The sequence below is a fragment of the Leucobacter celer subsp. astrifaciens genome (genome assembly GCF_001273835.1).
GTDB lineage: Bacteria > Actinomycetota > Actinomycetes > Actinomycetales > Microbacteriaceae > Leucobacter > Leucobacter celer.
The window spans coordinates 39,970-62,722 of record NZ_JHEI01000143.1 but is presented as its reverse complement, the minus strand read 5'-3'; the positions used below and the strand labels follow the sequence as shown (position 1 = coordinate 62,722).

Below are 22,753 nucleotides of genomic sequence, written 5' to 3'. Positions count from 1 at the left end.
GAATGATCCCCTGCTAGTCCCGGAGTATCCAGTTCGGGGTGGCGTCATCAGGCGACACCGTGGGCTCGCTCTCGGGAAGCTCCGGCACCCCCTCACCCGCAGGGTCGGGGTTTGGGGCAGTGTCGGTGGTGGGAGTGGTCTCGCCTGGCTCCGCAGTAATCGGCGGGGTGTCACTGAGTGCGTCAGGTTCGGTGCCGGGGGTGCTGGTGGTTTCGGTGCCGGCGGTCGGGGCTGTGGGGGTGCCGGTGGCGTCTTTCGGGAACAGAGTGAACGCGCCCGCAATCAGAAGCGCGACACCCGCGGCAAGCCCCACCCAACCGGCGATCTTGCCCCCACTCGCGGCTCCCGCCGCCTGTCCCGCTTCCGTAGATGGCTGCGAGTGTGTGGCCGCCGTCGCGGCAGTCGCATCACCACCAGCGAACGCGACTGCCCCGGCGACACCGCTGCCGACAATGAAGGGGCCGGCCCAGACACGCAACTGCTGCCCGAGATCCCGCAACCGCGACACCTGCCCCGTGCACTCCGTGCACCCGGGGAGATGCTCTTCCACTCTGGAGGTGTCGCGCTTCCCGAGCTCACCGCGCACATGCTCACCCAGGAGACGGGCAATGCCTGCACAGTCGGGGTCACGGGTTTCGACGTATTGCTGCAGGTAGGCGGCGGCGAGCTTCTTCCGGCCCCGGTGCGCGATCACCCGTACCGCCCCCGCCTGCACCCCTAGATACTCCGACGCAGCCTCAGCCGTGACCCCTTCGACGTCTAGCAGCCACAACACCCGGCGCGCATCCTCCGCAAGGGTTCCAAACGCACGCCCGATCTGATCCCGCTCCCCAAGGGACTCGGCCACGGGTTCTTCGGGTTCGTCGAAGAGTTCCGTGAGAACGTCCGGTGCGACGGTGACCGTGCCAGCATCCGTGTGGCAGGTGCGGATCGCTTCGCTGCGGAGCGAGATCAGCACATACCCCAGCACCGAATCCGTCGGGCCCTTCCCGTTCGCCAGCGCCCGCAGCACCCGCGTGAAGGTCTCCGACACGAGGTCTTCGGCCTTGCCACGGTCACGAGTCATCAGGAGGGCCTGCGAGAACGCGGCATCCTGATGCCTGGTGTACAACTCCCCGAACGCCGCACGACCCATTTCAGTGTGGGCGCCGGCACGCACCAGATCGCACAACGCCCGATCATCCAAGGCCCGCACGTCGGCGCGTGGCGAAGGGGTCGGGTCTGGGAGACGCAGTGCGGCATCGCTCATCGTCCCTGCACCTCCCCGGATCCTCAGACATCCCCACCACGCCTGTACCTGACCAGCAGATCCCCAAGATTCCGCCGATTCTGCTCTGATGATAACCCGAACCTGAGAATCCCCAGGGCGAAGAAAGGGGTGAAGATACCCGCGCCCAGCACCCTCGAAGGCCCGGAAAACCGCAACATTCAGGACAAACACGACACCACGAACACCAGATGTCTGGCAAACGCGCATCTTTGGAATGCCGAATGAGGTGAGGCGCTTCCCGCTCGTCTCACGATGAGTGAGAGATCCGACTCCAGCAACTACGGGAGAAGCATGTGAGCAGGTGCGACGATGTCCGAGAGAAGCAGCTTGACGCATTCTGCGGGAAGTGTTGTGCACCTATCTGAAGATGAACCCAATCACCAATCTACCGACGGGACGATCATGCGGCAGCTTTCTCGGGCAGCTCTCCTCCTCGAAGCGGGCAAGCGCTCTCTTCATGTTTCAGCGGGTGGACACGGTGCCGCCGAATCGGCGGCACCGTGAGTGAGCTCTATCGCGCCGACAAACCCGGCGAACCGGGGACCCAAGAATGCAGTGAAGGAGATTCGAAACCGCCGAGGGTTGCTGAGGAAAAAGACATCGTTCCACGACCTCAACTATCAAGTTACCGACACTGTAGCTTCGATTGACGAGTATGGCCAGAGCAGTAGTTTCACGGGCGACCTCAAACTGTTCGCCTCCGCTCGGAGCGTTCACAGGCGCCACCGATTCCTACGGTTTCGCAAACGCACGCTCGAGAATCCGCGCCGTGGCGGGGTCGACCATTTCGTTTCGACGGATGTAGTGCTGAATGGTGATGCGCGGATCGGTGTGTCCCAGCAGTTCGGCGGCGAGTTCGGTGCTCGCCTCTTCGTTGATCGCAGTGGCGACGGTGCGCCGGAACGTGTGCGGGGTGATCCCGCTGAGTCCGGCGACTGAGAGCGCATGCCGAAGCTGTCGACGCACATTCGCAGGCGTGAGCGGGGTTCCCTCCCTGCTGCAGAAGAGCAGCGCTTCAGGCGATGGATCGGTGAGTTTGCTCAGTCGACTGCGTACGGCTTCGGCGGTGAACGACGGCACCGCGGTCGTGCGCCGAGACTTCGAGGTCTTCGGATGATCCTGCCGTTGAACGAGTTCACCTTTGGGCGTGATGATCGTGCCGGTGATCGACATCAATGGCTCTGTAGCGGTCATGTCGATGTCCATGCGGCGGAACGCGAGCGCCTCGCCGATGCGCGCCGATGTCCCTAGAAGTACCTCGACGATCTGCCCCAGTTGTCCGTCCGGTTTCGGACCGGAAGATGAGAGGCCCGTCTCCCAGTGCGCGATAGCCGCACGGCAGACGTTCACCTCGGTCGGCGTCATTGCATCTGGGGTCGCGTGCGGCCGACGCAATCGCGCAATGCTGTCCATGGGGTTGCGCGGCAAGACTTCGTGTCGGACGGCCAGCCCGAAGGCGAGCCGGAGTACATTGCGGGCCTGCTTCGCACGGTTGTGGCTCTTGCGGGCAAGCTCCTTGATGAGGCGATCACACCGCGCGACCCCGATCTCGCGGAGCGTGAAGTCCTTGAACGCCGGCATCACTAGTGTGCGCATGTTGCGTTCGTAGAGATCCTTCGTTCCCCTCGACAGGTGGTCATCGAGGGCGAGGTCTTCGAGCCAGTACGTCACGAGCGCGGGGAATGGACTGTCCGGAGTGAGTAGGGTCGATGCGGGCTGGAATTCGCTGCGCGTGGCAAGCTTCGCCTTGAGCGCAGTCTCGGCAGCCTTCTGCGTGGCTGCTGTGGCCTGGATAAGGCGTGTGGCTCCGTCCCAGTCACGGAAGTTCGCACGAGCCTGCACGTTCCCACGCTTGCCGCTCACGAACCAGATGTCCCCGAAGGTACCGATGGGAAGACGAGGGCGGCTCATCGCGCTACCTCCGATCCGAACTCGAAGCACCCGGCGTGGCTTCGCGTTGTTCCTCCATCCAGGAGCGCACGTCGGAGAGCGCGAACCTCAGGCGTTTCCCGAACCGATAGGCGCGGGGCCCGAGCCCGCGAGTGCGCCAGTCGTAGATCGTGGAGAGCGGCACGCCGAGATACTCGGCAAGCTCCGCCATGTCGAGGAGCGGTTCGAGACCGGGGTGCGGGGGCGGCGTGGCTGTCATAGGGATCAGGTGCACTGTTTCGACACCGATGACGAGCAATCAGCAGCGACCGCATCCTGCCAGAAGGCTGGTCTGTCGAGAGGGCTACGAGGAACAGTTCTACATGGGTTTTACGTGGCCGGTTCAAGTTCTACAACCTAAAAAGTCGCGGAAACCGTTGAGTTTCCGCGACTTTCGTGGTCGGGATGACAGGATTTGAACCTGCGACCCCGTCGTCCCGAACGACGTGCGCTACCAAGCTGCGCCACATCCCGATTGCGTTTTCACGCAGGGATCACTCTATCGTGTTTCCCGCCAAGCTAAAAATCGGCGTTCTGCTCAGAGCGCGCGGCGCACCTCGCCCAGGATCGCATCGGGACCGAGCCCGAGGCCGCGCATTCCCGTCACGTAGTCCGCGACCAGATCCGCCGCACGCTGCCTGGTCTCGTCGTCGACGGCCGCGATCGGGGCGACGATCGTGCCGCCCCGCCCCCGCGTGATGAGGTATCCCTCGGCCTCCAGCTCGCGGTAGGCCCGGGCAACGGTGTTGGGGGCCAACGCCAGATCGGCCGCGAGGCCGCGCACCGGGGGCAGCTTCGTGCCCGCCGGGAGATCGCGATTCATGATCTGCTCGATCAGCTGCCGACGCAGCTGATCGAAGGGAGGATGCGGATCCTGCGGATCGATCCTCATCTCGATGTCCATTGCCGCTCCCTCATGCCGATGCGAACAACGTACTGAGACGATTTCACGCAGTCAACCCTTCGGCGCGACGGCGCGCGCTCCCACGCGACGAGCTGCGGCCGAACGCGAACGCCTCGCAGTCGCGGAATAGCCCCTCGCCCGCCGCTGTTGAGGCGCACATGACCGATCCCCAGAGCGATCCCGTACAGACATCAGCACCGAAGCCCGCCACCACCACCGCACCCCTCCGGGCCGTCGCGGGCGCGACACCCGAGCAGCTCATCCTCGGACTCGACACCTTCGGCGACGTGACGCGAACGCCCGAGGGCGAGCCCGTGCACCAGGCGCAGGTGATCCGCGACGTCGTCGAGCAGGCCGTGCTCGCCGATCGCCTCGGCGTCGACGCGATCACGCTCGGCGAGCACCACCGCGACGACTTCGCCCTGAGCAGCCCCGAGATCGCGCTCGCGGCCATCGCCGGACGCACCGAGCGGATCCTCCTCGGCACCGGCGTCACGGTGCTCTCGAGCGACGATCCCGTGCGGGTCTACGAGCGCTTCGCCACGCTCGACGCCGTCAGCTCGGGCCGCGCCGAGGTCGTGCTCGGCCGCGGCTCCTTCACGGAGTCCTTCCCGCTGTTCGGCTACGAGCTCTCCGACTACGACACCCTCTTCTCGGAGAAGCTGGATCTCTTCACGAAGCTGCGCGGCGAGGGCCCCGTCACCTGGTCCGGCAAGCTCCGCAGCCCGCTCGTGGAGCAGGAGGTGTTTCCCAAGACGCAGCATGAGAACGGCGTGCAGGCCTGGATCGGCGTGGGCGGCAGCCCGCAGTCGGTGCTGCGCACGGTGCAGGTCGGGATCCCGATGATGCTGGCGATCATCGGCGGCGATCCCTCGCGGTTCCTGCCCTTCGCGAACCTCTACCGGCAGGCCCAGGACGAGCTGGAGCGGGATCCGATGCCGCTCGGCGTGCACTCCCCCGGCCACGTCGCCGCGAGCGATGCCGAGGCGCGGGACCAGCTCTGGCCGCACTTCGAGGCGAACCGCAACCGCATCGGCGCGGAGCGCGGCTGGCCGCGCACCACGCGCGCCGAGTTCGAGCACGAGGCCGACACCGGGTCGCTCTACGTCGGTTCGGCGGAGACCGTGGCTCAGAAGATCGCCGGCACCGTGCGCACTCTCGGGGCCGATCGCTTCGACCTCAAGTACGCCAACGGCACCATGCCGCACGAGCAGCTCCTCGCGAGCATCGAGTTCTACGGCCGCGAGGTCATCCCGCGCGTGCGCGAGCTGCTGGCGGGCTGACGAGCGTCCCGGTCGCACGCGCCGAAAACGCGAGTCCCGAATGGCTGCTTCCCGAGCGGGGAAGCAGCCATTCGGGACTCGCGTTTCGAGCGGGGAGGGCGCGGGGCAGGAGGCGAAGCGCTCAGGCCCGGCGCGCCCCGTGCTCCGCGAGCGCGCTCGGCGACCCCGGGAAGTACTCGAGAGCGCCGGCGGACGTGTCCAGCCCCACCGTGAGGAGCGTCGTCCACTGCTCGTGCAGCGGCTCGGCCGGATCCGGACGGAAGCAGATGGGGGCGAGCTCGCCCGGCTCCCCGCACATCGCCGCAGCACGCTGCCCGATCGGCAGGCGAGACATGTCGGCCCGCTGCTCGGCGAGGTGCCCGAGCCTCACGTACGTGGTTGACTCGTCCCGCGTCGCCTCGCCGGGCAGCTGATCCTCGGCGACGAAATTGTTCGTGTGGATCAGCCAGCCATCGGCGTCGGGCCGCACGACGCTCACCCGTTCGGGAGAGATTTCGAAGCAGGCGGCGCGGTGCGGTCCGTCCTCGCGGGCGACGACCGTGAGCACGGTCGACGCGCTCGCCGGGGCGGACGCGATGATGGCCTCTGCCTCGTCGACGTTCGTCGCCTCGTCGAGGACACGACGGGCGATCGCGTGGACCGGCACGCCGCCGAAGCCCCGATCGCTCGTGTGGTGGAGGATGTTGAAGTGCACGCCGATGCCCGCGTCGTTCACGCCGATCTTTCCGAGCACGCCGAATTCGGTGAACATCGTCACCCGGCCGACCCTGCGTTCGCCGCCGGAGGGCTCGTCCGGAACGTACGAGAAGATCAGCCCGGCCCGGCACAGGTGGGCGTGCCAGTCCCAGGTCTGGATCGTCTCGGGCGCCGCCGACCCGCGCGGTGCGAACACGGCGGTCGAGCACTCCCCCTCGGTGTCGGGAGGGATGACCGCGAGCACCTCCGTGCGGGCGTTGAGCGCGGCGAGTCGCCACAGCGCCACCCCGGCCGCCTCCGCCGTGGCGGCGAGCTCCGCCGCCAGGTTCGGCGCCCAGCCCTCGAGCGCTGCGAAGCAGCTCTCGGCGATCCCGCGCACCCGCTCCTCCGAGAGGCCGCGGATCCCGAAGAACTCGAGATAGCCGGCGACCGCCTCGCGGATCTCCTCGCCGAAGCGGTTCCCGATCTCGGTTCCCCGGCTCACGGGATCCGCACCCGCCACTGTCGCGGTGATGATGTCCAATGTCTTCCTCTCCTGTTGCGGGGCCGATGCCCCTATTTCGCGGCCTCGAGCAGCGCGTCCCACATCACTTCGGAGGCGATGGCGCCCAGAGCGGTCGCGTTCACCGACAGCCGCCCGCGCGAGGACCCCGGGGTCGACGGGAGCTCGATCTCGTCGGTCGTCACGGCGAAGAGCGTGTCCCCGTCCATGTCGGTGTGGAACGGCTGGATGCCGCGGTGCATCGAGCTGTGCACCTGCTTGGCGAACTGATTCAGCTCGACCGGGCTCATCCGCACGTTCGTGACGATCGCGCTGATCGTGGTGTTGCCCGCCTGGGTGACGGGCGGCAGCTGCTCGGCGAACGCCTCCTGGTAGTCGAGCACCGGGTGGCGGCGGGTGCCCGTGGCCGCGTCGTAGTTGCCGCGCACGATCCCGCCCGCGCGGTCCATGATCACGCCGACCGGATTCGGGACGACGACGGCGAGGATCCGCACGTCGCCGAGACGGCGGAACGCCGCCCCCTGGCCGGTGATCTCCGTGCGGTCCCAGTCCACCTTGCCCGCTGAGGCGCTCATGCCGGCGCCCGCCCGTCCTTGCGGGAACTCCCCCGGAACGGCGAACTCGAGCGCCGCGCGACCGAGCGCCTTATCCGGATAGACCGCGGTGGAGCGCGCCGAGAAATCGTAGATGATCGCCGACGAGACGAGCTGGAGCTCCGCGAAGCCGGTCTGATGCTCGTGCCGCTCCAGGAGCGCATCGCTCACGCCCGCACCCGCCTCGAGCCCGTAGACCGACCCGCCGGCCAGGCAGATGGCGTGGTTGAAGTCGTACCCGCCGGACAGACCCACGGCTCCGCCGCGCGCGTCGACCGCGGTACGGGCACCCGCCGGGACGTGGATGACCGTCGCACCGGTCGGCCCCTCCTCGTAGTGCGCCGAACCGACGCTGACGCCCGGGAAGTCGAACCGCAGCGTCTCCCGCCCGGTGCTCCTGACCGGCACGAGGTCGAAGGCGGCGTTGCCCGGGCCGCCGAAGACGGGCGGGCCCGCCAGGCGGGGCGCGGGATCCACGACGATCCCGCCGTCGATATCCGTGAGTGCGTGTACCGGTGTCGTGTTCATAGGGACTCCAAGAGTGTCTGCGAGTAGGGGTGCTGGGGGTTGCGGAAGAACTCCTCCGTCGAAGCGGTCTCGACGAGGTCGCCGCGGAAGAGCACGGCGACACGGTCCGCGACGCGCTCCACGGCGCCGAGGTCGTGCGAGATGAAGAGCGCGCCGAAGCGGTGCTCGGCCTGCAACTCGCGGATGAGCGCGAGGATCTGCATCTGCACGGCGACGTCGAGCGCGCTCACCGCCTCGTCGAAGACGATGAATCGTGGCTCGGTCACGAGCGCCCGCGCCACCGACACCCGCTGCCGCTGGCCCCCGGAGAGCTCGTGGGGATAGCGCTCGGCGAACGCCGGGTTCAGCCCGACCTGCTCGAGCAGCTCCATCACGCGCTGCCGCTGCTCGGACCGGCTGAGGTCGCGCCGCGCGACCGTCAGCGGCTCGCGCACCGACTCGCCGACCTTGCGCCGCGGGTTGAGAGACCAGTGCGGGTGCTGGAGGACGGCCTGCAGCTTGCCGGCGTTGGCCCTGCGCGATCGCGTGAAGGGTTCGCCGAGCAGCAGCACCTCGCCCGAGTCGGGCCGCATGAGGCCCAGAGCGACCGAGGCCGTCGTGGTCTTGCCCGATCCCGACTCGCCCACCAGCCCGAGCGTCTCACCCGGGGCGACCTCGAGCGTCACCGAGTTCATCGCGCGGACGGTTCGGCGTTTCGATCCCGCCCCGCTCGTGAACGTGACGCTGACCTCGCGCAACTCCAGCACCGGGGCCGTATCCGTGTCCGGATGGGACGCAGACATCATTCCGCCTCCTTCGTCGTGGGATCCTGGCGGCCCGGTATCGCGGCGACCAGCGTTCTCGTGTATTCCGCCTGCGGACGGTCGAGCACCTGCGCGGCCGGCCCCTCTTCGACGATACGGCCCTGGTGCATCACGACGATCCGGTCGCACCAGCGGCGTACGGCGCCGAGGTCGTGGCTGATCCAGATGAGACTCGCGCCGGAGCGCCGCACCAGGTCGACGATGAGGGTCAGGATCTCGTCTCGCACCTGGGCGTCGAGCGACGCCGTGGGCTCGTCGGCGATCAGGATCTCGGGTTCGCGCGCCATGGTGAGCGCGATGGCGATGCGCTGCGCCATTCCGCCGGACACCTCGTGCGGATAGAGTCGGAGCACCCGATCCGGCTCGAGGATCTTGACGCTCGCGAGCAGCTCGGTGAGCGACTCCAGGTCGGTCGGTCGTCCGAGCGGCCTGAGCGCGAGCTCGAGCTGGCGACGGATCCGCATCGTCGGGTTGAGCGACGCGATGGGATCCTGCGGGATGAACCCCAGTGATTCCCGCCGCAGCTCGCGTATCGCGTCGGGCGCGAGACTCGCGATGTCCCTGCCGAGCACGCGCACCGACCCGGAGGTGACGTGGCAGACGCGCGGCAGCATGCGGCCGATGGCCTGCGACACGGTGGACTTGCCCGATCCCGACTCGCCGACGATCGCGAGCAGCTCGCCCGGAACGACGTCGAGGTCGATCTCGTCGAGTGCGCGGGTCACACCGAGACGGGTGCGGTACTCGGCACTGAATCGGGTGAGCGAGACCACCGGGGGCCGGAGAACACTGGTGGTCATACGAGGCTCCTTGTCTCGCGGGGATCGAGGCGGTCGCGCATCGTATCGCCGATGAGGTTGATGGCGAGGATCGCGACGACGAGCACCGCGGCCGGGGCGAACAGCAGCCAGGGCGCCTGCAGCATGTAGCTTCCCCCCTCCTGGATCAGCAGGCCGAGCGATGACCGCGGCGGCTGCACGCCGTAGCCGAGGAAGCTCAGCCCGCCCTCGACGAGGATGCCGACCGACAGCGCGTACGTGCCCTGCACCGCGACGGTGCCGCTGACGTTCGGCAGCAGGTGGCGGAAGAGGATCACCGGGGCCGACACCCCGCTGATCTTCGCGGTGGTGACGAAGTCGCGCTTGGCGACGGACATCGCGGCGGCGCTCACCATGCGGGTCATGAGCGGCACCGTGACGAGCACGATGCTCGAGAGCACCGCCACCTGGCCGGGGCCCACGACCGCGGCGATGAGGATCGCGAGCACGATCGATGGGAAGGAGTAGAGGACGTCGCTCAGTCGCATGATGACTTCGCGCGCCCAGCCGCCCGCGTAGCCGGCGATGAGGCCGAGGATCACGCTGATGACCGCGGTGCACACGACGGCGAGAGTGGAGAGGACGAGCGTGGTGCGCGTCCCCTCGAGCAGGCGCGCGAGCACCGAGCGGCCGAGGGCGTCCGTGCCGAGCGGGTACGCCGCCGACGGCGGGCTGAGCCGGGTGCCGACGATCTTCGCCGGGTCGCCCGCGAACGGGATGACGGCGGCGGCGACCGCGACGAGCACGATGAGGCCGAGCGCGCAGGCCGCGACGGTGAAGAGGGCGTCGCGCGGCGGCCGGGTCTTGACCGCTCGCTTCTTCTTCGAGAGCGGGAGGGAGTAGGTGGTCATGATCCTGCCTTCCCGGTGACGGCGACGCGCGGATCGAGCGCGCTCGTGATGAGGTCGAGCACGAGGCTCAGCGTGACGAAGACGGCCGCGGCGAAGAGCACGGTGGCCTGCACGACCGCGAAGTCCCGGCGGCCGAGCCCGGTGACCATGAATGATCCGAGACCGGGCAGGTTGAACAGGGTCTCGATGATGACGGCGCCACCGAGCAGGTAGGCGGTGATGGTGCCGAGCAGGGTCAGGATCGGGATGCCGGCGTTGCGGAGCACGTGGTGGCGCACGATGTGCCGGGTCGTCTCCCCGCGTGCCACGGCCGCCGTGATGTGCGGTTCCACGAGCACGCCCATGACGGCGTCCCGCGTCGTGCGCGCGGTCGCTGCGACGCAGAAGACGGAGAGCACCAGGGCGGGGAGCAGGAGCGCCCCGAGCGTCGGCCAGAATCCGGTGCCGATGCTCGCGAACCCGCCGACCTTCAATCCGAGCGAGAACTGGGAGAAGAGGAAGATCACGATGCTGCCGAGCACGAATTCCGGCACGCTGATGCCGATGCTCGACACGACGCGGCCGACGGCACCGCCCTGCTTCGCTCCGGACCTCACGCCCGTCCAGATCCCGAGCGGAACCCCCACGAGCAGCGTCACGGCCATCGCCATGATCGTGAGCATCGCGGTCACCGGGATCCGCTCGATCATCTCGCCGGAGACGGAGCTCTGCGTGACGTAGGAGGTGCCGAGCTCGCCCGTGAGCACCTGTCCGATCCATGCGAAGTACTGCACGAAGATCGGCTGGTTGAGCCCGTACGCCTCGGCGAGCAGCTGCCGTTCCTCGGCGGAGGCGAGCGGGCCGAGGATGATGTCCTCGTAGCTGCCGGGCATGAGCCGGATCGCGACGAAGATGAGCACGGAGACACCGAGCAGGGTGATGAGCGCGCTCACCACCCGCCCGGCGGACCAGCGAAGGATCTGCAGCATCCGGAACTACTCCCCGGCCATCCGGTAGTCGACGATGTTGCGGAGGATGTTGCCGTATCCCTCGTTGCTCTGAATCGTCGGGCTCACGGCCGTGGTGTCGAAGCCGATGATGGACGGCCGATGCACGAGCGGCACGATCTCGGCGTACTCGTCGGCGGAAGCGCACAGCCGGGTCAGCACCTCGGCGCGCGCATCGGGATCGGTTTCGCTCGCGCCCTCGGCGATGAGCTCGTTGAGATCCTCGTGCACACCCGTGAAGCCGACGTTGAAGAAGGCCTGCTCGGGGTTCCACCACTTGGTCACCATCGACGGGTCGGAGTAGCCCGCGAACCAGCCGATCGACAGGTCGAAGTCTCCCGGCTGCGCCGAGAAGACCCGCTCGTTGTAGGTCGCGGTATCGAACTGCTCGATCCGGACCGTGACGCCGATCTCCGCGAGCTGCTGCTGCACGAGCTGGGCGATCTGCGCCATGACGGGTTCCGAGGTGTAGACGATGAGGTCGAGCTCGACATCGCCCGCTCCCGTCTCCTCGATGGTCGCCCTCGCGTCCTCGATCGCGGCCTGCTCCGACGGCAGCTCGTCGACCAGGCAGGCGCCGGGCAGGTTCGAGGGGGTGATGCCGGTGGGGGTCGTTTCGCCGGCGAAGACGATGTCGGCGATCGCCTGACGGTCGATCGCGGTGTTGATCGCGAAGCGGACGTCCTGGTCGTTCAGCGGGGAGTCGGGCTTCTGCGAGTTGACGAAGACGTAGTAGAGGTCGCTCTGCGTCTGGTTGACGATCTGGAGGCCCTCGTTGCCGCCGAGCTGCGACAGCGAGTCGATGTTGACGAAGTTCGCCATCCCGGCGCTGCCCTCGCGGAGCGCCGCCTGCCTGGTCGACTCCTGATCCACGATCTGCAGTTCGAGGGTCTGCACGGCGATGTCATCGCCGCCGTGCCAGTCGGGGTTCGCGGTGAAGGTCCACGACTCGTCCTGCCGGTGGTCGGCGACGAGGTACGGGCCGGTGCCGAGCATCGTCGTGGTGAGGTCGACGCTGCCGTCGTTCACCTCCTGCATCGGGAGGATCGCGGCCGGGGTGTTCGCGAGCGCGGCGAGGAACGGAGCGTACGGGCTGCTGAGCGTCACCGTGACCTGATCATCGCCGGTGGCCTCGATGGACTCCACGGGGCCCATCTGGCCGGACCACACGCTCTGACTCGCCACCTGGCGCTCGAGGCTGCCCACGACGTCGTCCACGGTCAGCTCGCGCCCGTTCGAGAAGGTCGCGGAGGTGTCGATCGTGAACACGTAGCTCGTGTCGTCCGGCTGCTCCCACGAGGTCGCGAGCCTCGGCTGGATCTCGAAGTTCTCGTCCGTGGTCACGAGCGTCTCGTAGACCAGGCCCATGATCATCCAGGATCGCGCGGTCTGCGCGGTCTGGGGATCGAGCCCGTCGGCCTCGCTCGTGTCGTAGTCCAGTTGGACGGTGAGGGCGCCCTGGCCGGTGAGGGCTTCGTCGGCGACGGCGAGGAAGCCGGGGGCCGCCTCCGTCTGTCCGGCACCGCCCGGCTCCGCGCCGGGTGCGGCGCAGGAGGTGAGAACGCACGCGAGGCTCAGCGCGATCGCGGCGCCGGCGGCCGCTCGGGAGCGGGTTCGTTGGTTGATCAACACCGTGGTGACTCCTTCGACAGTGGTGGTGGCCCGGGTTGCGGCAGTGCACTCCGGCCGGTCGCGCCCGCCGATGGGCGCGCCTTGGATGATCACGGTACATACATAAATCGTTTTATGCAAGTTTCGATCTGTATCCATAAATCCATTTATCCCGCCTGATCCCGCTATCCTCGTACGGAGAGCCCGAGGAGGCGCAATGGCCCGATACCCCAACGTCACGATCAAGGACGTCGCAGCTCGCGCCGGCGTGTCGATCACCGCGGTGTCGCACGCCCTCAACGACAAGGGCACCCTCTCCGAGGAGACCCGCGAGCGCATCCGCGGGGTCGCGCAGTCGATGGGCTACCAGGCGGACGCGCTGGCCCGCGGACTGCGCCGCTCGCAGATCGGCGTGATCGGGATCGTGCTGCGCCCGCTCGACGCACTCGAGAACTACAGCCCCCCGGGAGTCGACTACTTCCTCCGCTTCGCCGGTGCCGCGGCGGTCAGCACCCTCGACCACGGCCTCAGCCTGATGCAGGTGGCCGACCTCGTGAAGGGACCCGTCACCCCCCTGGCCTTCTCCCTCGACGGGTACATCGTCACCGATCCGGTGCGCGACGATCCCGTCGTCGGCCTCCTCGAGGAGCGGGGAATCCCCTACGTCACCCTCGGCCGGGATCTCGGCCGGCCCGACGCCTCGAACTGGGTGGCCTCAGCCGACGCCGACGCGGCGCGGATGACGCTCGAGCATCTGCACGAGCAGGGCGCGCGCACGATCGTCTGCGTCGGGGGAACCGATGACAACTCGTGGAACGCCGACGTCGAGATCGCCTACCGCGACTGGTGCGAGCGCACCGACCAGCCGGTCCGCTTCCTCCGCAGCCCCGAGGGCCTCGGAGAGGCCGGCGGGCGCGACCTCGTGCCCGCGATCCTCGATGACGGCATGCCCGACGCCATCTACTCCGTGACCGGGCGGCACGCGGCGGGGATCCAGGAGGCCATGCGCGAACGCGGGCTCGTGGCGCCGCGGGACTACCTTCTCGCCTGCGGCACCGACGCGGACCAGACGAGAACGTCGGATCCGCCGATCACCGCGATCGACCTGCGCCCCGAGATCCTCGCGAGGGAGACCGTCAACCTCCTGGTCGCCATCACCCGAGGCGAGGCCCCCGCGGGCCGCCGCCTCGTATCGTCCGAGCTGCTCGTGCGGCGCTCTTCGATGCGCGACGGCTGAGCCGCGAGCCGGCGCACGGCCGGGGTCACCCGGCCGACTCCTCGGTCTCCTCCCCGGCCACTTCCTCGGTCGCCGTCACGCCGACCTCCCCCATGAGATCGGCGACATCCGGGTGGGGGTGATCTCCTCGGACCAGGTCCTCTCGAACCCGCGCGTGCACGTCCGTCGGCATGTCCTGGCTCAGCTTGAACATCGCCGACTCGGAGTCGATGTCGATCGTGAACGACACGACCCCGGCGAGGATCCGCTCGAAGACGTGCTTCGACTCCGCGGGGTCCCACGGCTCCGCCCGACGCCCCTCGAGCTGCTCCACGGTGCGCTCGACGACCGCCAGATTCTCGGCGGGTTCCTCGAGCACCGTCACGCGGCCCGTCAGATGGACGGTCGCGTAGTCGAGGGTGGGAACCGCGGGCGTGAACCCGTAGGTGCTCGGCGACACGTAGGCGTGCGACGACGCGAACACCAGCAGCACCTCCGGCCGCTCGGCGAAGAGCTTCCAGTGCTCGTTGGCACGGCCGAGGTGCCCCCACAGGCGCGTGCCCACGAGCGTCTCCCCCGGCTGCACCCCCGGCGGGAACACGATCGGCGTGTGCGTCGCGAGCGGCGCTCCGTCGGTCGAGGTGACCACGACGGCGAAGGGGTTGTTCCAGACGAACTCGGTGATGGCTCGCCCCGATGGAGCGGGGTAGCTGGGGTAGGTGTGCATCGGTACCGCCTCCCTGCGGCAGCGGGGCGATGACTCTCGCGATCCACCCCGGATAAAACGTTTTATCTCATGACCATATCAAAGTAAAACGTTTTATGAAAGGCGAGATGCCCGGCGAGATGCCCGGCGAGCTATCCGTCGAGCTGCCCGCCGAGATGCTCGTCGCAATTCCCGTCGAGATGCCCGGCGCGATGCCCGCTGCGAGGGCCATCGCGAGCGCCGACGCTCCATGCATCCCCGACTCCCAGAGCGCGCACGCCGAGAACGCGAGTCCCGAATGGCTGCTTCCCGAGCGGGGAAGCAGCCATTCGGGACTCGCATTTCAAGCGCCGCGGGGCGTGGACCAGCCGCGCCGCCCTACACCGCGAGCACGCGCCACTCCCCCGTCTCGGCGTCGGTGGGCATGCCGTCGAGGATCCGGATCGTGCGGGCCTGCGGGTCGGTGATGAGCGTCGCGAGGGTGGCCCACCGTTCGCCGTATCCTTTGGACATATCAGCGCGGCAGGTGAGCGGCGGCTCGCCTTCCTCGGTCAACAGCACCCGCACCAGGTCGGCCGGCGCGACGGGTCGCCCCTCCGCAAGGCGTGCGCGCACCAGCGCGAGGCGCTCCGAGGAGTCGGGCTCGTAGATCTCCGACTTCTGGGCGGAGAGCGGCGTCTCGTGCTGGAAGTGGTTGGTGCGCTGAACGGATCCGGCGACCGCCTCGATCACGAACACGCCCTCGGGGCTCATCTCGACCGACACCGCGCGCTGCGCGTCGAGCATGGTGAAGGCCGACGAGGAGGTGACCGGCGCCTCGCGGATCAGCGCGATAGCCTCATCGACGGTGCGGCACTCGGACAGCACCACGCTCGAGAGCACATGCATGGGCACCCCGTCGGGACAATCGTCGCGGTGCCCGAGAATATTGAAGTGCAGCGCCAGGCCGGCCTCGTTCACGCCGATCTTCGAGAGGATGCCCTGCTCGGTCAGACCCGCGTAGCGCAGCCCGGGGCCGGCTACCGTGTGCGTGTGCCAGAACGGATCGAGCTCGATGTGCCAGTCCCAGGTCTGCACCCCGTAGCGCTGCTCCCCGATCTCGGCGGTGAGCGTCGAGCACTCGCTCGACGGCTTGTCGCCGAGCGCGATGAGCTCGGTGCGGGCGTTGAGCGCGACGATCTTCTCGAACTCGACGCCGGCCCCCTCGGCGATGCCCTCGAACGCCTCGAGCAGCTCCGGCCGCCAGCCGCGCAGCGCAGCGATCACCCGCGCCACACCGTCGCGCTCGCGCTCCTCGTCCACCCCCAGCACCCGGAACAGCTCCGCGTACTTCGCGTAGGCGCCGCCGAGGCTCCCGCGCAGCGCGGCGCCCCGGCTGAGGCCCAGCTCGCGGTGCGTGGCGCCCGCGACCTCGAGGTGCAGGCGTTCGGTCTTGTCGGTCATTTCGGTCCTTCGGGTGTTGATGGTCGTGGGGTCGAGGATCAGGCGTCGGCGCCCATGAGCGCGTCGCGCAGGCCGCGCTGCGGTCTCCAGCCCGGCCTCGGGGCCGATGCGATGAGCAGCCTGGTGTAGGGCTGCTGCGGGTCGTCGAGCACCTCGTGCACGGTGCCGCGCTCGATGATGCGGCCCGTGCGCATCACCACCACGTCGTCGGCGATATCGCGCACCACCGAGAGGTCGTGGGTGATGAAGAGGTAGGAGAGGCCGTGCTCGGCGCGCAGCCGTTTGAGCAGGTCGAGCACCTGGGCCTGCACCGAGACGTCGAGCGCCGAGACGGCCTCGTCGAGCACGATGATCTTCGGCTCGGCCGCGAGCGCGCGGGCGATCGCGACGCGCTGCTTCTGGCCGCCGGAGAGGGCGGCCGGCTTGGCGTCGGCGTGGCGCTCCGTGAGACCGACCTCGTCGAACAACTCGAGCACGCGGGCCCGGCGGCCGCGCTTGTCGAGGTCGGGGCGGTGCGCGCGCAGCATCTCGTCGATCGTGGCGGAGACCGGCAGCGAACGGTTGAGCGAACCCTGCGGGTCCTGGAACACCATCTGCACGAGCGCGGCCCGCTCGCGCAACTGACGTCGCGCGGTGGTCGGCCGCACGTCGCGACCGGCGATGCGCACCGTTCCCGCGTCGGCCGATTCGAGGCCCACGACCACGCGGGCGAGGGTCGACTTGCCCGAGCCGGACTCGCCGACCACCGCGAGGCAGGTGCCCTCGCGCAGCTCGCAGGAGACGTCGTCGAGCGCGGCGACGCTGGCCTTGCGGCCGAGGTGGAAGGTGCGCTTCAGGTGCTCGACCTCGATGATCGGTGTGGTGCTCATGCGCCGGCCTCCTCGCCGCTCATCCCGCTCTTCTCCGTGATCCCGCTCTTCTCCGTGATCCCGCTCTTCTCCGTGATCCCGCCGGAGCCGTCTCCCAGCGGGCTCGCCCCGGCGCCGCCCCCGAGGAACGCGGCGGGGTGCCCCTCGGGGTAGAGCATGGGCCGTGCGGCCATGAGCTTGCGGGTGTAGTCGGTCCGGGGCCGATCCCGGATCTGCTCCGGAGTGCCGATCTCGAGGATCTCGCCGTCCTTCATCACCGCGAGCCGATCGCACACGGCCGCGGCGAGGTCGAGATCGTGGGTGACGAAGATCATCGAGAGGCCGTGCTCGCGGCGCTTCTCGTCGAGGATCGCGACGACCTCGGCCTGCGTGGTCACGTCGAGCGCGGTGGTCGGCTCGTCGGCGAGCAGCAGCTTCGGGTCGCCCGAGATCGCCCCCGCGATCACCACGCGCTGCAGCATGCCGCCGGAGAGCTGGTGGGGGTAGGAGTGCAGCACGCGCTCGGTGTCGGCGATGCCCACCTGGCGCAGCAGATCCGCGGCCCTCTCGCGGGCCTCGGCCTTGCCCATCGATCGGGCGTCGCTCATTCCCTCGATGAGGAAGCGCCCGACCGGCAGCACCGGGTTGAGCGCGCCGTGCGGGTTCTGCGCGATGAGCGCGAGGTCCTCCGCCCTGATGCGGCGCAGCGTCTCGCCGCCCGAGGCCAGCAGGTCGGTGCCGTCGAGTTCGATCGCCCCCTCGACGCGCGCCCCGCCGGGTTCGATGCCGAGGATGCACTTGAGCGTCATCGACTTGCCGGATCCCGACTCGCCGACGAGGCCGAGGGCCTCCCCCTGCGCGAGCTCGAACGAATTGCCGTGGAGGATCTCGGTCTCGTGCCCCGTATCGGGGTCGACGACCGTCAGTACCAGTCCGTCGATCTTCAGCATCAGCGTGTCCTTCCCGAAGCGCGGCGGCCGCCCAGCTGCTCGCCGACGTATCCGAAGGCGGCGACCGTGATCACGATGGCGAGGCCCGCGAAGATGCTCTGCTCCCAGTAGCCCTGCTGCAGCGAGGCCTGCCCGTTCGAGACCATGAGGCCCCAGTCGGGGGTGGGCGGCTGCACGCCGAGGCCGAGGAAGGAGAGCGCGGCGAGCTCGATCATGGCGTAGCCGAAGTTGATCGTCATGCCCGTGAGGATCTGGGTGCGCACGTTGGGCAGGATGTGCCGCGCGGTGATGATGAATCCGGAGATGCCCTGCAGCTGCGCCGAGGCGACGTACGGGAGGTTGCGCTCCCGCAGCGCGACGGAGCGGATGACGCGCGCCGAGTAGGGCGTGAAGCCGATCGCGAGTGCGATTGAGGCGGTGATCAGCGAGGGGCCGAAGATCGCCACCGCGAGGATCGCGAGCAGCATGTTGGGGAACGCGAAGAGGATGTCGAGCACGCGGCTGATGAGCGCGTCGACCCGGCCGCCGAACCACACGGCCGTGAGCGCGAGCGTCGTCGCGAGGAACGCGGTGACGAGGATCACGATCGTGGGGCCGATGAGGCTCGTGCGCGCACCCCAGATGATGCGCGACAGGATGTCGCGGCCCGACTGGTCGGTGCCCATGAGGTGTGCGAGACTCCAGGCCTCGTGGCGCGCGGTGACGCTCCCCTCGTAGGGGTCGTAGGGTGCGATGACCGGAGCGAGGAGCGCCATGAGCACCACGATCGCGATGATGCCGAGGCTGATCAGCCCGACCGGCCCGAGACGCTTGGCGAGCAGCCGCCAGCCCGAGATCGGCACGTCGTTGCGATGCTTGCGCAGCAGTTGCACCGCAACCGTGTCCTGCGCGCTCGTGTTCGCGCCGGGATCCCGCTTCATCTTCTGCTGAGTCATCGTGCTGCCGCTCCCTTGCTCAGCCGGACACGTGGGTCGATCACCGCGTAGAGCAGGTCGACGATGAGATTGATGAGGCCGAATGCCAGCACCATGATGAGCGCGATGGCCTGCACCACCGCGAAGTCCTTCTTCTGCACCGAGTTCACGAGCAGGGATCCGATGCCGTCGAGGGTGAAGGCATACTCGATCACGAACGCGCTCGCGAGCAGTCCGGCGATGTTGGTGCCGAGCACCGTGGTGACGGGCAGCATCGAGTTTCGGATGGTGTGCCGCCACAGCACGAACTGCTTGGGCACACCGCGGGCGATCGCCATGATCACGTGCTCCGAGCCCTGCTCCTCCCGCACCGCGGTGCGGGTGATGCGGGCCACGACGGCGATGCCGGGGAAGGCGAGCGCGATGGCCGGCAGCGTGAGGTGCCAGAGCCGGTCGACGAATCCCTCACCGGATCCGGCAACCGGGAACCAGCCGAGATTCGAGCCGAACACGAACATGAGCACGAGCGCCGCGAAGAAGGTGGGCACCGCGAACCCGAGGTTCGAACCGAAGACCACGAGCTTCTCGAAGGCACCCGAGCGCGTCGCCGCGAGCACCCCGAGCCCCACACCCAGCACGGTGATGAGGATCGCGGCGAAGGCCGCCAGGAACAGCGTCGTGGGCAGACGCGACGCCACGAGGGCGGACACGTCCTGCTGCGTGAGCAGCGAGCGACCGAGATCGCCCTGCAGCACGTCCATCAGCCAGTTCCAGTAGCGGATGAGGAAGGGATCGTCCAGCCCGTACTGCGCGCGGATCGACGCGAGCACCTCGGGGCTCACCGTTCGTCCCTGCACGAGGAACTGCTCGGGACTCCCGGGAGCGAGATACATCCCCGAGAACACGATGAAGCTGGAGACGACGAGCACTGCGGCGAGTGCGCCGAGCCGTTTGAGCACGTAGATCATGGACGATCCCTTCCTGCGGGATTCAGCGCCTACTCGGCCGAGCCGAGGTCGGCGGCCCAGGGGTAGTAGAGGTAGACGAACGACGCGGGCGCACCGGTGACGGCTCCGTCCATGTAGAGACGGACCGCGAGGTCGTTGATCGGCACCCAGGGCTGCTGCTGCATGACGAGCGCCTCGGCCTCGACGGTCAGCTCGGCGCGCCGCTGCGGGTCGCCCTCGGCGAGCGCGGCTTCGAGCGCCGCGTCGATCGCGGGATCCGAGAACCCGGCGTAGTTCTGATCGCTGCCGGTCTTGGCCACGCTCACGAGGTGGAGCAGCGGTTCGGGCGCGCTCAGGTAGTTCGTCGTGACGAAGCCGTCGAAGCCCTCGCGTGCGGCCGGGTCGGAGAAGAACGAGCCGAACTGCGCGCTCGGCACGCCGGTCGGCTCGAGCGTGATGCCGAGCTCCTTGGCACCGTTCGCCATCTCGTTGAGGATGTCCGCGTAGAACGAGCGCTCGCTCGGGTAGGCGATCTTGATGGGCTGGGTGAGGTCGACGTCGGTCTGCTCGAGTTCGGCCTTCGCCGCCTCGATGTCGTAGCTCAGATCCGGCAGCTGCTCATCGCGCAGTTCCTCGACGCCCGAGATCGCGTCCCACGGCGCTTGCGGCACTACCGAGCGCGACGGCGTGCCGGTGCCCTCGTAGACCGTGTCGGCGATGGCCTGGCGGTCGGTGGCGCGAGTCAGTGCGCGGCGCACGGCGGGATCGCCGAACAGGCCGTTGCCCGTCGAGATGATCGCCATGATCTGCATGCCCTCGCCGTAGTAGAGCGAGCCGCTCGTGCTGCTCGAGAGCTGGCCGAGCGCCGGCAGCGGCACGTCGTAGGAGCCCTGGATCTCACCGGTCGAGAGGCCGTTGGCGATGGCGGTCGGATCGACCACGAAGCCGATCTCGACCTCCTGGGCCTTCGCTGCCCGGTCGGCGTTCCAGTAGCCGTCGTAGCGCGTCAGCGTGATGGACTGTCCCTGCTTCCAGTCCCCCGGGGTGAACTGCAGCGGACCCGTGCACATGACGCCGGTGTCGGGGTTGCCGTAGTTCTCGCCGGCGGCCTTGCGCTGCTCCTCCTGCACGACCACGCCGAGCACGGTGGAGAGCGACGAGGACAGCAGCTGATCGGGAGTGTTCAGCGTGATCGTGACCTCCCAGTCGCCGGTCTGCTCGACATCGGCGATGTTGGCGGTGACTCCACCGGTCCAGTAGCTGCCCTCGGCCGGATCGTTGTGGCGCTTCAGCGAGTAGACGACGTCGTCCATCGTCATCGGCGAGCCGTCCCAGAAGGTGACGTCATCGCGGATCCCGATCGTCCAGGTGAGACCGTCCTCGGTCTCGGCGCCGGTGGCGAGGTTGGGCTGCACCGAGAAGTCGGGCTGCATCTGGAAGAGCGGCTCGCACAGGTTCGAGACGATCGTGTTCTCGGAGTAGTTGAAGGCCTTGGCGGGATCGAGGCTGGCGAGCTCGCCGTAGGTCGAGTTCCAGGTGACCCGGTCGACCTCGCCGGTGGCCTCCGGCGTGAGCTGCACGAGTTCGATCCCGGTGCCGCCGCCGGTGCTCTCCTGCGCGTCGCCGCCGCGGCTCCCCGAGGCGCAGCCGGCGAGCGCCAGACCCGTGATGGCAAGCAGGGCGATGGGCGCCCTCATCTTTGCGAGTTTCACGTGAGTTTCTCCATTCGAAGTTTCGTCGTTGAATCCCCTTGATCCGGCACACGGCTGGATGAAGACCCACGAGGATGCTAGCACCCAAAACGGTTTGTGCAAAACGGTTTGGGAATCATCTCCTCCAGAGGTTTTCCCGTCTTCCCAACCCATTTCCGGCCGGTCCGAAGCGCACGAGGAGATATCCTGACGGGGTGCAGCAGAGCGGCAGACCGACCATCAAGGACGTGGCGAGGGCAGCGGGCGTCTCACCGACGACCGTTTCGCACGCTCTCAACGGCAAGGGGATCGTGCGACGCGAGACGATCGAGCGCATCGAGCGCATCGCGACCGAGATCGGATACCGCCCGAGCGCCATCGCCCGGGGGCTGCAGAAGTCTCGCCTGGGGCTGATCGCACTCGTGATCCGGCCTCTCCACAGCCTCGACACCTTCCTCCCGGAGGGTGTCGACTACTTCCTCCGGATCGCGGGCGCGGCGTCGCTCAGCGCAATGGAGCACGGATACAGCATGATGCTCATCGACGACCCGACTCGACCGGGCGTGCCCTTCAGCGCACTCGCGGCCGACGTCTACATCGTGACCGAGCCGTTCGAGAACGACCCCGTGCTGACCATGCTCTCCGAGCAGCGCATCCCCTTCGTCACGGTCGGCGCCGATCCCGCCCGCCGCGGCCTCTTCCCCGAGATCGACGAGGGCGCCGAGCACCAGACACGGCTGATGCTGTCCCACCTCGCCGAGGCCGGCGCGCAGCGCATCGCACTCGTCACCGGCACCGACCGCAACGACTGGAATCTCGGCTCGCAGCACACTCTGGCGGAGTGGAGCGCGGCCCGCGAGCAGCAGCCGCTCGTGCTCTCCCTCCCCGAGGTCGAGGGAGAGCGGGTGGGTGAGGCCGTCATCGATCACTTCTTCGGCGGCGACCCGGCGGAGCACCCGGACGCGATCTTCTGCCTCACCGGACGCCACGCGTCCGGTGTGGCTGCCGCCGCGATCCGACGGGGCATCCGCGTACCCGAGGATCTGCTCGTCGCCGCGGGCTCCGGCGCAGCGCAGAACCGCTCCTCGCGCCCCACCGTCACCACGCTCGACCTGCACCCCGAGGAGATCGCCCAGCTGGCGGTCGAGGTCGCGGTCAGGCTCGCGGAGGGCCGCCCCCTGGAGGGGCCCATCACCGCCCCCTCGGCCACCCTCGACATACGCGAGTCGACCACCCGCGGCTGATCCCCCGCGGGTCGCCACGA

At 68.5% G+C, this 22,753-nt stretch carries 21 protein-coding genes and 1 tRNA gene; 3 read left to right on the top strand and 19 right to left on the bottom strand.

Translation table 11 applies throughout. The features are described 5' to 3' along the window. Positions 1–13: 13 nt before the first annotated feature. From AMS65_RS14570 to AMS65_RS14550, 5 genes are all read right to left on the bottom strand, one after another. Positions 14–1,249: a sigma-70 family RNA polymerase sigma factor gene (locus AMS65_RS14570; protein ID WP_162231772.1), complete on the bottom strand. Its 1,236-nt coding sequence runs from the start codon at positions 1,247–1,249 to the stop codon at positions 14–16. A gap of 753 nt (positions 1,250–2,002) precedes the next feature. Continuing rightward, positions 2,003–3,181, bottom strand: coding sequence for a tyrosine-type recombinase/integrase (locus tag AMS65_RS14565; RefSeq protein WP_053384905.1), 1,179 nt, complete (start codon positions 3,179–3,181; stop codon positions 2,003–2,005). Positions 3,182–3,185: 4 nt separating this feature from the next. Further along, positions 3,186–3,419, bottom strand: a complete 234-nt coding sequence (locus tag AMS65_RS14560; RefSeq protein WP_053384904.1) for a helix-turn-helix transcriptional regulator — start codon at positions 3,417–3,419, stop codon at positions 3,186–3,188. 177 nt (positions 3,420–3,596) lie between these two features. Beyond that, positions 3,597–3,673 (bottom strand) — tRNA-Pro (locus AMS65_RS14555). A gap of 64 nt (positions 3,674–3,737) precedes the next feature. After that, the gene (locus AMS65_RS14550; protein WP_053384903.1) at positions 3,738–4,103 is read right to left on the bottom strand and encodes a GntR family transcriptional regulator; all 366 of its coding nucleotides are present in this window, start codon (positions 4,101–4,103) and stop codon (positions 3,738–3,740) included. A 158-nt stretch (positions 4,104–4,261) separates the two neighbouring features. On the opposite strand from AMS65_RS14550, the gene AMS65_RS14545 reads away from it, so the two are divergent. After that, complete coding sequence (locus AMS65_RS14545; RefSeq protein ID WP_083451731.1) at positions 4,262–5,386, top strand: LLM class flavin-dependent oxidoreductase; 1,125 nt, start codon at positions 4,262–4,264, stop codon at positions 5,384–5,386. A 121-nt stretch (positions 5,387–5,507) separates the two neighbouring features. Here AMS65_RS14545 and AMS65_RS14540 read toward each other — a convergent pair whose 3' ends face one another. The 7 genes from AMS65_RS14540 to AMS65_RS14510 are packed head-to-tail and all read right to left on the bottom strand — an operon-like array spanning position 5,508 to position 12,795. Further along, positions 5,508–6,605, bottom strand: a complete 1,098-nt coding sequence (locus tag AMS65_RS14540; protein WP_053384902.1) for a C45 family autoproteolytic acyltransferase/hydolase — start codon at positions 6,603–6,605, stop codon at positions 5,508–5,510. A gap of 32 nt (positions 6,606–6,637) precedes the next feature. After that, a complete protein-coding gene (locus AMS65_RS14535; RefSeq protein WP_053384901.1) occupies positions 6,638–7,705 on the bottom strand; it encodes an endo-type 6-aminohexanoate oligomer hydrolase in 1,068 nt (355 codons plus the stop codon). Then, positions 7,702–8,487, bottom strand: coding sequence for an ABC transporter ATP-binding protein (locus tag AMS65_RS14530; protein WP_053384900.1), 786 nt, complete (start codon positions 8,485–8,487; stop codon positions 7,702–7,704). Before AMS65_RS14530 ends, AMS65_RS14535 begins: the two co-directional genes overlap by 4 nt. Next, positions 8,487–9,308 carry an ABC transporter ATP-binding protein gene (locus AMS65_RS14525; RefSeq protein WP_053384899.1) on the bottom strand — a complete coding sequence of 274 codons (822 nt, stop codon included), beginning with the start codon at positions 9,306–9,308 and terminating at the stop codon, positions 8,487–8,489. The genes AMS65_RS14530 and AMS65_RS14525 overlap by 1 nt, the downstream gene beginning before the upstream one ends. Next, on the bottom strand, positions 9,305–10,177 hold the full coding sequence (locus AMS65_RS14520; RefSeq protein ID WP_053384898.1) for an ABC transporter permease: 873 nt from the start codon (positions 10,175–10,177) through the stop codon (positions 9,305–9,307). The genes AMS65_RS14525 and AMS65_RS14520 overlap by 4 nt, the downstream gene beginning before the upstream one ends. Then, on the bottom strand, positions 10,174–11,145 hold the full coding sequence (locus AMS65_RS14515; RefSeq protein ID WP_053384897.1) for an ABC transporter permease: 972 nt from the start codon (positions 11,143–11,145) through the stop codon (positions 10,174–10,176). Before AMS65_RS14515 ends, AMS65_RS14520 begins: the two co-directional genes overlap by 4 nt. A 6-nt stretch (positions 11,146–11,151) precedes the next feature. Continuing rightward, positions 11,152–12,795, bottom strand: a complete 1,644-nt coding sequence (locus tag AMS65_RS14510; RefSeq protein ID WP_053384896.1) for an ABC transporter substrate-binding protein — start codon at positions 12,793–12,795, stop codon at positions 11,152–11,154. A 196-nt stretch (positions 12,796–12,991) separates the two neighbouring features. Here AMS65_RS14510 and AMS65_RS14505 point away from each other — a divergent pair, with 196 nt between their 5' ends. After that, entirely contained in the window at positions 12,992–14,011 is a 1,020-nt protein-coding gene (locus tag AMS65_RS14505; RefSeq protein ID WP_053384895.1) for a LacI family DNA-binding transcriptional regulator, read from the top strand. Between the two features lie 25 nt (positions 14,012–14,036). Here the strand turns inward: AMS65_RS14505 and AMS65_RS14500 are convergent, their stop codons facing one another. From AMS65_RS14500 to AMS65_RS14470, 7 genes are all read right to left on the bottom strand, one after another. Next, a complete protein-coding gene (locus AMS65_RS14500; RefSeq protein WP_053384894.1) occupies positions 14,037–14,717 on the bottom strand; it encodes an FMN-binding negative transcriptional regulator in 681 nt (226 codons plus the stop codon). 357 nt (positions 14,718–15,074) lie between these two features. Beyond that, entirely contained in the window at positions 15,075–16,139 is a 1,065-nt protein-coding gene (locus AMS65_RS14495; protein WP_053384893.1) for a C45 family autoproteolytic acyltransferase/hydolase, read from the bottom strand. Between the two features lie 38 nt (positions 16,140–16,177). Next, entirely contained in the window at positions 16,178–17,008 is an 831-nt protein-coding gene (locus AMS65_RS14490) for an ABC transporter ATP-binding protein (protein WP_053384892.1), read from the bottom strand. Then, positions 17,005–17,937 (bottom strand): ABC transporter ATP-binding protein, encoded by a 933-nt coding sequence (locus AMS65_RS14485; RefSeq protein WP_083451730.1) that lies wholly within the window; start codon positions 17,935–17,937, stop codon positions 17,005–17,007. Before AMS65_RS14485 ends, AMS65_RS14490 begins: the two co-directional genes overlap by 4 nt. Further along, entirely contained in the window at positions 17,937–18,872 is a 936-nt protein-coding gene (locus tag AMS65_RS14480) for an ABC transporter permease (protein ID WP_053384891.1), read from the bottom strand. The genes AMS65_RS14485 and AMS65_RS14480 overlap by 1 nt, the downstream gene beginning before the upstream one ends. Beyond that, entirely contained in the window at positions 18,869–19,819 is a 951-nt protein-coding gene (locus AMS65_RS14475; protein ID WP_053384890.1) for an ABC transporter permease, read from the bottom strand. Before AMS65_RS14475 ends, AMS65_RS14480 begins: the two co-directional genes overlap by 4 nt. A 29-nt stretch (positions 19,820–19,848) precedes the next feature. After that, positions 19,849–21,495: an ABC transporter substrate-binding protein gene (locus AMS65_RS14470; protein WP_053384974.1), complete on the bottom strand. Its 1,647-nt coding sequence runs from the start codon at positions 21,493–21,495 to the stop codon at positions 19,849–19,851. Between the two features lie 209 nt (positions 21,496–21,704). Here AMS65_RS14470 and AMS65_RS14465 point away from each other — a divergent pair, with 209 nt between their 5' ends. Continuing rightward, entirely contained in the window at positions 21,705–22,733 is a 1,029-nt protein-coding gene (locus AMS65_RS14465) for a LacI family DNA-binding transcriptional regulator (protein WP_075201023.1), read from the top strand. Positions 22,734–22,753: the final 20 nt, after the last annotated feature.